The following is a 13,884-nucleotide window of genomic DNA, read 5'->3' on the forward strand; positions in this document are numbered from 1 at the left end:
TCCCTTTCTTTTTTAATTAACCTACTCTTAAAAACTATACACCCCTAATGATTATCCTTTACTTCTTATTGTAAACGCAGTCTCCGTTTATATAAGTTCCTTCTACATAAACTCGATCTATATCTTCTCCGGCAATATTGAGGATGTCTTCACTTAACAGTACAAAACTACCCTTGTATCCCTCTTTTAACTGACCGAGTTTTTCAAAACCTGATATCTCAGCTGCTTCTTTAGTGTACATTCTAATAGCAGTTTCAATATCAATGCAGTTATTTCTGCCGCAGTCTGTTCCATCATATGCATATCTGGTTACTGCACATTTAATGTTAGAGAATGGATCTGATGGTATTGCCCAAGATGTTGCCGGTGCATCTGTTGATAATGCAACCTTAACCCCAGAATTTATTATGTGCTGAATTGGATAAATCCTTTCAATCCATTCAAGTCCCAAGTTATTCATATAGCTTTCAATTTCTGAATACATGAAAATGGATTGAGTAACAAACGCAATTTTGCTATCGGCAGCTTTTTTTATAGCTTCTTCTGAAGGATCAGTCACATGTTCGATTCTTATGTGAGGCAGCCCTTCAACCCAAGGTTTTTCTTGATAAGTTCTTTTCATTATTCGATCTATGGTTCTCATCCCCATTGCATGGAATGATAACTGACATTTGTTTTCTTTGCAAAAATCCATTGCACTGTCTATTTCTTCATCAGTACATACCGAAATTCCGTATTCATTTGCTGAACCTTTGTATGGCTGGTACATCCAAGCTGTACGTCCGCCAACACTGCCATCTGCAATTACTTTGATACCATTCATATGTATCTGCTTTCTTCTGTCAGCACGTTCCTGATCCCACTTAAAATCAGAATTTTTTCTGATTAAATCCCAGATGTAAAACATACCAAGTTCTTGTTTGAAACCTTTTTTAGAAGCTTCTATGTAGTAATCAAAGTAATCAACTGTATCAAGGTTTCCCATGTCGGTAACAGCTACAATGCCCTGTGACAGCAATAATTTACCCAATTCTACCAGCCCTTGAACTTGCTGCTCTTTGGACTTTACAGGAAGAATTTTTCCTGCCAAGTGACGAGCATTTTCACGAAGAATACCAGTAGGCTCACCGTTTTCATTTCTGTCAATTTCTCCGCCAGATGGATCTGGTGTATCTTTAGTGATTCCCGCAAGTTCCAATGCTCTGCTGTTAACAGACCTTACATGTGAACATGACCGAAGCAGTTCTATTGGATGGTCAGTTGAAGCCTTATCAAGATCCCATCTGTTTGGCGCACGGTGCTCTGCAAACTTTTCTTCATCATATCCCCAACCTTGAATCCATTCTTTAGGTTTCTTAGTTTTAGATTCTTCCTTAATAACTCCAATCAATTCTTCGATTGATCTGACTACTGGAGGAAGGCAGGAAATTTTCTGTGCGCAATCAGCTAAAATGACAGGATGCATATGCGAATCAATAAATCCGGGAATAACTCGTCTGCCTTGTAAATCAATCTTCTCACAATTAATTGCCGGCATATCCTTTTCTTTACCAATCCAATTGATTATTCCATTTTCTACGATGAAACTTTCAGCATATGGCATGTCTTTGTTAGATGTAAAAATTTTACCGTTTATAAAAGCTTTACAACTCATCTGTCTTCTTCCTTTTCTTATATTCTTTCCTTTAACGAATGCTCCGTTAATGCAGAAAGTTTTTCAAGCCTATCATTTACCAAGTCCCTTAAGCAGTACGGCACATGATCCATGCCACCTCGATGCTGCAATATGCACTCTTTGCATTTTCCGTGATACATGCAGGGCTCTTTGCAATTGCAGTGATCTTGTCCACTATCCTCTATTGCTTGCAGAAATTCTTTAATTAAACGTCTACCTTCTTTAATATTGCCATCCTTAAATGCTTGCGTGCATTCTCCCATCATTATAGGATTGGCATCAATTTTCACCTTATTACACATTTGAACTCCTTACTCTCTTTAGTTTTAAAAAACAGTTACTTCACCTGTATTCCCATCAACCTCCACAATTGAACCATTTTCAATTGTAAACAGTTCTTCTTTGCTGATTCCATCAACCATAGGTATTTCTACATCGTAGAATGTCTTAGCCATTACTCCACCGCCCGCAGTAATAGTTTCAATGTTACAGTTTACAATTGCGACTGGTGCACAGCCAGTTCTTGCAAGTTCAAGAATAATTGCCGCACCTACTGTAGAGCCTCTGCCTTCCGGATAAATGAAAACCTTTCCTTTGATGCTTTCTCCGTATAGTTCATGCCACTTATCAATTACAATTCCTGTCCCAGGATTAACTCCGCCGAAGAATCCGAAAGGTTTGGTTGATATAATAGCTTCGCCTTTAGCTCTTCCTTCTACGATACCATTTCCTTGAAGTTTCTTCATGATTGTTTCTCCTTGTTAAAAATTTTTAGCTTTCCTGAAACAGCAGATTCTACGCATTCTTCTACGCTGGCAAATATCATTTCAGTGCCGCATTCAGCCGGTCCATAGTATGAACACTTACCGGAGTCTGTCATCATTGTCTGGAATCCCCAATCCTTGACAGGAGAAATAATCATACAAGTTTCTGCACGAAATACTACGCCTGATTTTTCAAGTTCTTGTCTGATACCCATTTTTTCTGCCAGTCTTAAGGCATAAGAATTTGCATAAATCCAGAAAGCAGTATTTGGATGAACTTTACGACCTTTTAATAATTTATGAACATTTACTATTTCATTAATCGTATAGTGAGGGCAGCCTAAAGCAACAAAATCAACTCTTTCTGTTGTGTTGTTGCACATTGCCTCACGTGTTTCTTTGATATGCTCTTCTGTAACTACTATTACTTCGGCAGGCATATTGCCATTAAAAGCTTCTTCTGTTGAATCAGCTTCCGGAGTAACTCCAACGATATGTATTAATGCCACTGACCCGGCTGCTGCAGCTGCTCCGCAGAAATTTTTTAAATCTTCACTCGTAGGGCTGCCCTTCATACCTGCTACAACTCCAATTCTCGCTCCAAGTCTTTGTCCTAACAAATATCCTAATGCAGGATATTCCCAGTTAGCAAGAGGTCTGCCAATGTGCAATTTAATCAGTACCTCGCCTTTTCTGTTTTCATCCAGATGAAGTCCCATTAAAGGAGTTCTTCCTACAATTCCGCAGAAAATATCAACTATGGCTGTCTGTCTGTTTGTTCTTGCTCCACAAGCAGTGTTTGCATATGCTACTGCTGAGGATTCCGACCACGCAAGATGTTCTCCTTTGCGAGGAGATGTAAATCCGTAGTATGGAGTGCATGTCCAGTTAGGAATAACTCCCATCTTCATAACAGCTGCTTCAAGCCTCATTTGTTGTTTAGCATAATGTTCAGGAGTTTTGGCTCCCTTCCAATCTTCTGCATCCATTCCATAAGGATCAATTGTTACAGGTACTGCAAACTTACCTCCCATTTCAGCGATCTTTTCTGCCGTTTCAACTCCTGCGTCAAAAGCACTCTTGTATGCATGAAGAACAAGATGAACATTCTTAATCGGAACAAAACGTTCAGCTCCATTAATATCTCCGATTTTAACCAATGTTTCCATTGCAAGTTTAGCTGCTTCTCCATGAGAACCGGCTAAAATTTCTTTTTCCTCCGGTGTTAAATACATATCACTTTTTCCTTTCTTTAAAATAATGTTTATAACCAATCATTAAATTTACATTATTGCTTGTTATATTTTTTAAACAGCTCCTGCGCATATTCAAGACGAACCTTCTTTTCTGCAACCATCTGTTTAACAATCTTTTCTAATACTTCGCCTTTAGCTCCTACCGTATTTGCTAAATTACGAGCATGCAGTGACATATGTCCTCTTTGAATTCCTTCTGTTGCAAGAGCCTTCATTGCGGCCATGTTGTTTGCAAGACCTGCTGCTGCGATAATCTGTGCCAGCTCTGCAGCTTTATTAACACCTAAAATCTTAACCGCAGCCTGAGCTGTAGGGTGAATCTTTGTTGCTCCGCCTACTAAACCTACTGCCATTGGTATTTCAATTGAACCAACTAAATCGCCGTTGGCATCTTTTTCCCAGGCAGTGATTGAGGTGTATCTTCCGCTTCTGCTTGCATATGAGTGAGCCCCTGCTTCAATGGCTCTTGTATCATTTCCCGTAGCTGTTACAACAGGTATAATTCCATTCATTACTCCCTTATTATGAGTAGCTGCTCTATAAGGGTCTGCTTCTGCAAATGCGTATGCATTTATCATCTTTTCTACAACTTCTTCTCCACCGATGTCTTCTTTTCTCCAAGTTGCTCTTACTCTTACAAGCCTGTGATCCGCAAGGTTTGAAAGAATTCTCAACTCAATGTTTCCACCAGTAATTTCTTCAATATAAGGTGCAACTGCTTCAGCCATTGTATTAACTGCGTTCGCTCCCATTGCATCTCCTGTATCTACAAGCAGGTGAACGATTACCATTGGACCAACTTTTGTATCAAGTACCCTTACTTCTACATCCTTAGCTCCTCCTCCAAGTTTTACAAGTACAGGATCCTTTTCGTTACAAATTCTCATTATTTCATCTTTCTTTTCTAAAATCATGCTCCTCGCTGCAAATGGTACCGCAACATTTAGAACTTGAATTTGTGAAATCATAATGTTTCCGGAAGTAGATGCGATAAATCCGCCTGCAGGTCTCGCCATTTTTGCTGCATTTGAACAAGCCGCAACTACAGATGGTTCTTCAACCACCATAGGAATTACAACATCTTTACCGTTAATCATAAAGTTAATTGCAATTCCCATAGGAAGTGCATATTTTCCAATAACATTTTCAATCATATGGTCTGCTTTGTCTTCATCCAGCGAATCAGCAGATGTAATAATTGCCGTTTCTTCCTCTGTAAGATTAGCGAATTCAGCAACTTCGTTTAATCTTTCTTTTACAGATAGTTTAAAAAAACCTGAATAATTGCTTGTTTTCATTTTTATTTTTCCTCCCTTTAAACATGATTATTATATAAGCAACTTGTGTAAGAATCCAATTTTCTTCCCAGGATACGTTCCACCGTTTTTTCAATCTTATAACATTTCTTTTCGTCTATGCCTGTTTCGATCTTCATCGCATTCAGCATAGTAACAAAATCACAAGTCTCAACAAGTCCTGTACGTTCTTGTGCAAAGTAATAATCTCCAACACCTTTAACAGGGACTTTGTCAACAATGTTTGCTACCTGTCCGCCAATACCACCCATTGAACAGTCAAAGGCTGTTACGCCGGCCTCCAAAGCTGCATAATAAGCGGCAATCCCCATACCTCTGATATCATGCACATGAAAAGAATGCATTTCGGTATTAGGATATCTATTCATAATTTTTGAGAAGTACTCGTAAACAGCGATTGGTGTAGCTATTCCATCCGGGTCAGAGTGTTCAATTTCATCAAATCCAATATCGAATGATCTGTCTACAAATTCATAAGCAATTTCAATAGGTATTTTACCTTGAATCGGACATCCAAAGATTGTTCCTATATTAGCGAAAACTTTTTTAATACCGATATTGTGTAAAAATTTAACATTCTTTTCTGCTTCAGCAAAAAGCTCTTTATGAGTTCTGTTCATATTCTTTCTGGCATAGGTTTCGCTTGTTGCAAGTTGTCCGCAAAGAACACGATCTATTTGAATTCCTGCCTCTAAGGCCTCAGCAACTCTTTCACATGCTCTGGTATTAAGAGCAAGAACTGTGTATTCTACATTGTCATCGTGCGGTAGTGTTTTAAGTAATTCAAAAATATCTTTAAATTGTGGAACATATTGAACATGACTAAATGTGCCTATTTCAATTCTTTTGAAACCTGCATCAATTAGTTTATTAGCAATCCACAATTTAGATTCTGTAGGTATGAACATTTCTTCATGTTGAAATCCATCTCTGAGAGTAACATCCAAAATATCCACCTTTTTTGGCAAATTGTTTTTCACTTCTTTTACCTCTCTAATGTTATTAATCTCTGTAATGAACGAAGCAATTTTCATGCCAATTATTTTGTCATTTAAAATTTGCATTTAATTATTGTTAAAATTTCAACAATTCCCAAAAATATAAAACTACGCCTTTATAGGCATAGTTTTATATTGATAACGTTTTGTGCCACTTAAGGCACAATTTCCATTGAATTTGTTTGTGCCAAATTTGGCATTATTCTATTTCTGTGCCGAATTTGGCAATCTTTCTGTAAAAAGTCCTCTTCGGTAGTCCTAACAGTTCCATTGCTTTATGTTTATCTCCGTCAAAATAATTTACAGTTTGTAAAATTACATTCTTTTCAAAATTTTCTACTTCTTCTTTCAGTGTATCAAATTGCATTATATATTTTTTAGAGTCAGGCAGCTTCATAACATTTTTAATATTTTTAGTCTGCATATTTTCAGGCAAATCATCTAACATAATCAAATCACGATCACAAAGAACTACAGCACTCTCTATAGTATTTTGCAATTCTCTGACGTTTCCCGGCCAATCATACGCGAGAAAGGTTTGGTAAACAGCTTTATCTATTTTCAGATAGCGATCATATTTTTTGCAATACTTTTCAAGAAAATAGTCTGAGAGGAGAAGTATGTCGTTTGCTCTTTCTCTCAAGGCAGGTATATAAATAGAAACAACATTTAATCTATAATATAAATCTTCTCTAAAGGTTCCTTCCTTTACCATTTTCTCTATCGGCTTGTTAGTAGCTGCTATAACTCTTACATCTATGGGGATGTTATTTTGACGGCCTACCTTTTCAATTTCACCTTCTTGCAAAGCCCTCAAAAGCTTTGCTTGCATTTGGTACGGCATGTCCCCAATTTCATCCATAAATAATGTTCCACCATCAGCCAACTGAAATTTACCCATTTTGCCGCCTTTTGAAGCACCGCTGAAAGCTCCTTCTTCATATCCAAACAACTCGCTTTCAATTAAAGATTCTGGGATTGCGGAGCAATTAACAGTTATAAACGGTTTGTTTTTACGTGCACAATTACTTTTAATTACATTTGCAATTATTTCTTTTCCTGTACCGTTTTCACCTCGAAGTAAAACCATCATATCTGTATTTGCAACTTTTAATGCTTTATTTACACAATCTAAGTATATTTTGCTTTTGCCGATAATTTTGTTTTTTTCAAGAAATTTCTCAGCTTCTACCTGTTTCCCATATTCTTCAGCGACTGCAGAAATACGTTTTACCTCCTTGTGCAATTCATTTACATCTGTTACATCAGTAAATATGGAGTACGCTCCAACCATTTCATCTCCGTCCATCAGCGGATAAGTGTTAATATCTACATACGTGCTAATACTTTTAATAAACTGATTATTTACATGCTGACTTTGTTTTGTTTTAAGTACATTGAGCAATGTGGCTTCAGGCTCAATTATACTCAAATATCTGCCAAGAATCTTACTGATGTTTAAATTCAATATGTTGCCGTATGCATGATTTACATAAAAAATTCTACTGTCTCTATCTATTGCCACAAATCCTGTTTTCATCGTATCAAGAACCTGAGTTAAAAGATTTTCCCTTTGTTTACTTATAAGATATTTTAGTCTCTCAGTTTTAACCGCACCTACAAGGTTATGTTTTTCATCAACGACATTCACATATTCATGTATCACATGTCCAAAATCTTCCAGATCAATTTCCTGCAAACATGTATATTCCATTAATTCCATCTCAGATTCTTTGTCTTTTATATTTGGGTTCATTAAATCTTTTATCGTTAACATGTCTTCGCCTCGTTTTTCATAATTTATTTAGCATTGTTTACAGTATATAAATCATAGCAATTTTTTTCAAGCAAAATACAATATATCGTTGAAGTTTTAAATTCCACTTAGAAAGCGTATATATTCCATATTGTAAAAGAGAGTTAACAAGCTACCTCAAATTGCTATATTGAACAGCTCCTTTGTTTTATTGGGTATTGTTGTTGTATATCATTCTGTAATAGGCGGTTTTGAAACCAAGCTTCTGATATAATGTCTTTGCTCTTTTGTTTTCTAAATCTACATGCAGAGAAAGCCTTCCTTCAGTTATTTCAATCAAGTAATTCAAAAGTTCTGATGCTATTCCACGGCCTTTATTTCCTTCTTTTGTTCCTATATATACTAAATGATATGTAGGTATGACCTTTTCAAATCCAAGATTGACAACAACGCCTATACCTTGAGGAGTATTGTTTCTCATGGCAATTACTATAAAGCCGTCTCTCATGGCAAATTCAATGGCCTCTTCAGTTTCATCCAATGTATCGGAATAATCCTGCAGCCATTCTTTTGTCCACTTAGTAAGAGTTTCTTTTGAATACTCCTTGAAATCCTCAATTCTTATTAGCTCTAAATCACTTTTTCCGTTATTTAAAATTATAACGTGCTTGCCGTTTTTTATTTTTCCTTCCTTTGCCAACTTGTAGAATCCGGCAAATGAATATCCTTCTTGAGCAGTTAAATATATATGTTCCTGTTTTCTTAGAAAATGAACACTTTCTGTTAGTAAAGCTTCATCTACGGGGATTATTTTTCCGTCGGTATCATTGATTGCATTCAAAGCTTCTTCCAACAGAGCACCTTCATCAGCAAATAAATTCTTTGTATATTTGTTTGCCTTCACATCGAAATCATCTATACTTATATCATTTAATTCTAAATTCTTTTTATAGTCATTATATATATAGTTACCGTATGGTATTGTACAAGAAAATATTTGAGGGTATTTATTTATCTCACCTTCAACCCATTTGTTAACAAAGCCGTTGTATAATCCGGATACGGTGTATCCATTGCTTAACTGTGTAAAAACAGTTGAAATATTATTTCCCAATCTTTCAGCAATTTCCTCTCCTATTTTTTGAAGGGATACTATGCTCAAATGTTTGTTTCCATATGAATTAGATGCATTATAATAATTGTTTTCCTTGCAGTATTTTTCTATTAATTCGTGCTTATTATTTGTCTTGTTATTCCTTAAATCCGCAAATGACATATTTTGAAATAAAGTTTTTTTCCATTGCTCATTTTTAAACAGGGAAACTTTTATATCTATATCAAATTTTTCAGAATAATTAATAATTGATTTTATATAATCACTTGGCCCATCAACCAATAGACCACTGCGTTTACGAATTATGGCATCTTTAACTAATGTTTCAGAAATTCTGTCGAATTTATTTCCGTAAGGATTTGCACCTTCTAACTTCAAATAAATTTCTTCTACTCCCAAAGCTTTCTCTAACTTTTTTGACCTCATCAATGGTGTCTTACCCGGCTTTATCAAAATATCACTCCTTGTATATATATTTTTCTTAATAATTTATTTATTATACCATGATATACTTGAAATTTAAGAGTTTGGAAAATATATACAAAATATTAGGGACTGATTCTTTAATCGGAAATAAAAAGAACCGTCCCCCAAGATTTAAATGCTTATTTCATTGCCTTTGCCAACTTTAAAAATAGGGCATCCGGATAAGGATGTTTTGACAGATATTCCATAGTATTATTATCAAAACCTGTTTTTTCTTGAACTAATTTCTTAGCTGCATCAATCTGACCCTGTTCCCAGGCTGCTAATATTTTAAAATATTCATTTGGATCTATTGCAATATTATCTGCTTTTCTTCTGACTTCAAAATGCAAATGGCTACCGGTAGTATATCCTGTCTGACCTTCAATACCTATCAATTGACCCTTCGCTACAGTTTCACCCGTATTTACCAATCTCTTAGACAAATGGCAAAAGAATAAATAGAATCCGTTTAAGTCATCCATTTTAACATAATTGCCCCACTCCCAGGTAAGATTATTCCTGTCTGTTATAATTTGAGATGTTACAATTTTTCCGTTAGTAGGTGTAATTATGTTTTTACTGTCTATACCTACATAATCAATTCCTTTATGAAAATTTGAATCACCGTTGTCTAATTTTCGAGGACCATATCCGCTGCTTACCATATAGTTACCATCATATAGCTTCAATTTTTTCACATCCTAAAACATTAAGGTGTATAAAGTACCTTTACACACAATATATGCGATTAAAACCTATAAAGCGACTATTAATTTGAGTTTAAACAATTCCATCATTTTCCAATGCAATAAAAAACAACAGCATTCAGAATACTGTTGTTTTTTATTATAATTTACCGAAATATTCTATAATTTTAGGCATTATTATTATAAACCAAGGTGTAAATTCATAAGGTTTATTTTTTATCCAATCTGCTAATTCATTTATATCAATCCATTTTGCCTCAGCAACCTCATCCTTATTTACAGCATAATCACCGTCATACTCACCTACAAATACGTGGTCATATTCAAACTCCGCCAATCCATTTTCAAATTTATAATAATATGTAAAGCTGCATAGCTTATATATATTTGAATTTGTAATTCCCATTTCTTCATTTAATCTTCTTATAACTGCTTTCTCTAAGCTTTCACCAAATCGCGGATGAGAACAGCATGTATTTGTCCAAAGACCTCCGCAGTGATATTTATCGTGAGCTCGCTGTTGTATCAAAATTTTATTTCCCTTGTATAAAACAACTGAAAAAGCTCGATGCATTATGCCGTCTCTATGTGCTTTCTCTTTAGTTATTTCTCTTATATCTCTGTCTTGAAAATCTACCTCGGCTAATTTATCCATTACATCTCCTTCAAAAAATATTTAATACAGTCATTATATACAATTAATTTATTTATATCAAATATAACTAATTATCACTATTTTGTTTTATTCCTCTGAATCCTCCATATTTTTTAACCGTCTCCATAATGTAGTTACACTGATACCAAGCCTTTCAGCCGCTAAGGATTTATTACCGTTAGTTTCTTCAAGAATATTTTTGATTGTTTCATTTTCTATATGCTTCAAAACTCCCCTGTTACTGTTTTGAGCTTCCTTATCTGCATCTTCTGTTCCATTTATATGTGTTGGTATGCCTATTATTGCTTCATCGATAACATCTATATTAATCACGTCACCTGCACACAACACGACACATCTTTCTAAAAAATTCTCTAATTGTCTTACGTTTCCCGGCCAATCATACAGTACAATCTTGGCAATTGATTCACTTGATATACCTTTAATTTTTATGTTTAAAAGCTTGCTTTTTTCATATAGGAAATACGATACCAATTCATACAGGTCATCTTTTCTTTGCCTTAATGGAGGTATATCCAACCTTAATACACACAATCTGTAGAATAAATCCTCCCTGAATTTGCCTTCCTCAACAAACTTATACAAATCTCTGTTAGTAGCCGCTATAACTCTTACATCTACAGGAATTATTTTGTCATCTCCTAATCTTACAACTTCCTTTTCCTGAAGAACTCTCAAAAACCTTGCCTGCAAATTTGGAGACATCTCACTTATTTCATCAAGAAATATGGTACCTTTGTGAGCCAACTCGAATAAGCCTATTTTGCCGCCCTTTCTTGCACCGGTAAATGCTCCTTCTACATAACCAAACAATTCACTTTCCAAAAGGTTCTCCGGCAATGCCGCACAGTTTACAGCAACAAACGGCTTATCGCCCCTTAAGCTTGCATTATGTATGCTTTGAGCAAAAAGCTCTTTTCCTGTACCGGTTTCACCTAAAATTAATATCGTACTGTCAACACCAGCATATAATCTTGCTTTTTCTTTAGTTTTCAGTATTTCTTTACTTTTACCCTTTATATCATCAAATGTTGTTTTTGCAATATGGCCCTTCGCAAGTAATTTCTTTCTTATCTGGGTTTCCATTTTCTGAATTTTTTCTATTTCCTGAAAGGTAGCAACTGCTCCTAATATTTCACCCTCAACAACAATAGGTACCCTGTTGGTAACTATTGAAGTATTTCCTATTTGTTGTATTTCTCCCAATTCAGGGACACCTGTTTTTAAAACCTGAATCATTCTTGTATTTTCTACTACGTCATCTACTGATTTTTCTATGGCATACTCATATGATACGCCGGTAAGTTTTTCTGCGACAGGATTAAATACTGTTATCAAACCGTTTTTATCAATTCCTAAGATACCGTCATAAGCAAAATCTATGATAGATTTCAGTATAGCTGCTTTTTCCTTTTCCATCATCTGTACTTCCATTATACCTTTTGCATAGCTGATGGCTTCCGAAATTGCTTCCTTACCTGTTTCTATCAGTACTCCGACATATCCTAACCTATCTAAAACATCCATAACTGCCTGTCCGCCTATAAATACTCTGCACCCCAATAAATATAAGTTAGTTATGTGATGTTCTATTTCTCTTTCTGATTTAATGGTTGTGGTAATAATTTTAGCTGAAAATGTTTTCTCTAAAATTGAGCTGACTTTTTTATATGTCAATGATAATCCGCTAAAACCGACTATACCTATCATATTGGAATATTGAATTGCTTTATGAATAGAATTAATAACATCATAGCTGCCGAACTCAATTTCAATGACAGGAATTTCTACATTCCGTTTTATTAAATTACCTGTTCCTCCACGACTGATAATTATGTTTGCGCCATTGTAAACAGCTAATCTTGCATATTTCAATCCTTCACTGAAAGATCCGCGATATACTTCTATATCTTCATTCAATTCATGTATAACCTCTACAGCAGTTGCGGCTAATTTTTCATCCGGTACCACAAATACAATTTTTCCAATCATAATATCACCCCAATTGATAACGTTGTCTTTTAGGACATTATACATTAATTCACATGTTATTGAAATATTTATTTATACTAAATTAAGATGCCCCCCGCATCTATAGGCGGGTTTCACTTGCTTTTTTATTTGGAGAATGTTGAAACTGAACTTCGCAAATTTGCAAAGTTCAGTTTCAAAGGAAGACAACATTACTTAAATTGGATAACGGTGAGCGTATAAGCTCTTGCCGCCGTTGTGCGGACCTTTTAATAGTGCTTCGATTGTAGCACTGTCTTGTTCTGTAACATCGCCTGCATCAGGAAGTACTCCCGGAGGGAATTTTTCTAAAATATCATTATGTAATTTAATGAAATAATCCAGTAATGCCTCCAAGCCCTCTTCCGCTTTCTTCGGATCTGCCAATGACGGTTTTCCTACAACTCCTTCAGGATAACCTTTTATCTCAAGATATCCACATCCCATTGTACAATGTCCCGGTAACGGCCATTGGTAAACATCGCCGCCTAAGTCTATATGACCGTGAGGTAAGAAGCCTTTTGGTTCTGTATCTTCGAAATCCTCAGAATGATTAAGTTCCGGGAACAATGCCATGGCATAGGATGCTTCAACTTCGTCTGCATGTCTGAACGCAGTTTCCCACGGACCACCGTGATTTTTGTCTCTTAAATGCTTAGCAATTGCTGTCGGCCAGTTTAAGAATGTAATTACGGCAGGAACCTGACATATTTTCCCGAATTCATGTATCGCATTTGGTATTACATATTCTTGCCCGTGTCCGTTTAACAATATCATTTTTCTGAATCCTGCATTCCAGTATCCGGCTATTACAGCCCTTATATAGCCAATAAATATGTCTTCGGGTATTACTATTGTTCCCGGCATACCTATCTGGCTCCATGGATGAGAGCCGAACCATATTGGCTGTGATACTGTACAGCCCGTTTCTTTTGCTACAATTTCAGCCATTCTTGTTACCAGGAATCCATCTTCGCCCGTACATTGTCCTCTCCCGTGCTGTTCTGTAGATCCAATCGGAATAATGATTATATCGTTAACCTTTAATCTCTCTTCTATTTGTTTCCATGTCATATTTTGAAAATATATTCCGTCACCCTTATCAAGGTGACCCTTTGAATATTCATACTTCATATCTTCCTCC

At 35.7% G+C, this 13,884-nt stretch carries 12 protein-coding genes; all 12 read right to left on the minus strand.

Translation table 11 applies throughout. From position 1 onward, the window contains the following. Window positions 1–58 precede the first annotated feature (58 nt). The 12 genes from RT412_RS07885 to iolN all read right to left on the minus strand — a co-directional run bounded on the left by RT412_RS07885 (window position 59) and on the right by iolN (window position 13,874). Window positions 59–1,654 carry an amidohydrolase gene (locus tag RT412_RS07885; protein WP_313341827.1) on the minus strand — a complete coding sequence of 532 codons (1,596 nt, stop codon included), beginning with the start codon at window positions 1,652–1,654 and terminating at the stop codon, window positions 59–61. A gap of 17 nt (window positions 1,655–1,671) precedes the next feature. Next, window positions 1,672–1,977, minus strand: a complete 306-nt coding sequence (locus RT412_RS07890) for an LPS biosynthesis protein (RefSeq protein ID WP_313341829.1) — start codon at window positions 1,975–1,977, stop codon at window positions 1,672–1,674. Between the two features lie 24 nt (window positions 1,978–2,001). Next, a complete protein-coding gene (locus RT412_RS07895) occupies window positions 2,002–2,421 on the minus strand; it encodes an aconitase X swivel domain-containing protein (protein ID WP_313341832.1) in 420 nt (139 codons plus the stop codon). After that, a complete protein-coding gene (locus tag RT412_RS07900; protein ID WP_313341835.1) occupies window positions 2,418–3,674 on the minus strand; it encodes an aconitase X catalytic domain-containing protein in 1,257 nt (418 codons plus the stop codon). Before RT412_RS07900 ends, RT412_RS07895 begins: the two co-directional genes overlap by 4 nt. A gap of 53 nt (window positions 3,675–3,727) precedes the next feature. Then, the gene (locus tag RT412_RS07905) at window positions 3,728–4,993 is read right to left on the minus strand and encodes a hydroxymethylglutaryl-CoA reductase, degradative (protein WP_313341838.1); all 1,266 of its coding nucleotides are present in this window, start codon (window positions 4,991–4,993) and stop codon (window positions 3,728–3,730) included. 17 nt (window positions 4,994–5,010) lie between these two features. Further along, a complete protein-coding gene (locus tag RT412_RS07910; protein ID WP_313413227.1) occupies window positions 5,011–5,991 on the minus strand; it encodes a hydroxymethylglutaryl-CoA lyase in 981 nt (326 codons plus the stop codon). Window positions 5,992–6,208: 217 nt separating this feature from the next. Next, window positions 6,209–7,786, minus strand: a complete 1,578-nt coding sequence (locus RT412_RS07915) for a sigma 54-interacting transcriptional regulator (protein WP_313341844.1) — start codon at window positions 7,784–7,786, stop codon at window positions 6,209–6,211. Between the two features lie 187 nt (window positions 7,787–7,973). Continuing rightward, window positions 7,974–9,332, minus strand: coding sequence for a pyridoxal-phosphate dependent enzyme (locus tag RT412_RS07920; RefSeq protein ID WP_313341846.1), 1,359 nt, complete (start codon window positions 9,330–9,332; stop codon window positions 7,974–7,976). Between the two features lie 152 nt (window positions 9,333–9,484). Next, window positions 9,485–10,036: a M23 family metallopeptidase gene (locus tag RT412_RS07925; protein ID WP_313341849.1), complete on the minus strand. Its 552-nt coding sequence runs from the start codon at window positions 10,034–10,036 to the stop codon at window positions 9,485–9,487. Between the two features lie 157 nt (window positions 10,037–10,193). After that, the gene (gene idi, locus RT412_RS07930; protein ID WP_313341851.1) at window positions 10,194–10,709 is read right to left on the minus strand and encodes an isopentenyl-diphosphate Delta-isomerase; all 516 of its coding nucleotides are present in this window, start codon (window positions 10,707–10,709) and stop codon (window positions 10,194–10,196) included. Window positions 10,710–10,796: 87 nt separating this feature from the next. Continuing rightward, window positions 10,797–12,722, minus strand: a complete 1,926-nt coding sequence (locus RT412_RS07935) for a sigma 54-interacting transcriptional regulator (RefSeq protein ID WP_313341853.1) — start codon at window positions 12,720–12,722, stop codon at window positions 10,797–10,799. A gap of 195 nt (window positions 12,723–12,917) precedes the next feature. Further along, the gene (gene iolN, locus RT412_RS07940) at window positions 12,918–13,874 is read right to left on the minus strand and encodes a 3-dehydro-scyllo-inosose hydrolase (RefSeq protein WP_313341855.1); all 957 of its coding nucleotides are present in this window, start codon (window positions 13,872–13,874) and stop codon (window positions 12,918–12,920) included. Window positions 13,875–13,884 lie beyond the last annotated feature (10 nt).

The organism is Sedimentibacter sp., assembly GCF_032080165.1.
Lineage (GTDB): Bacteria > Bacillota > Clostridia > Tissierellales > Sedimentibacteraceae > Sedimentibacter.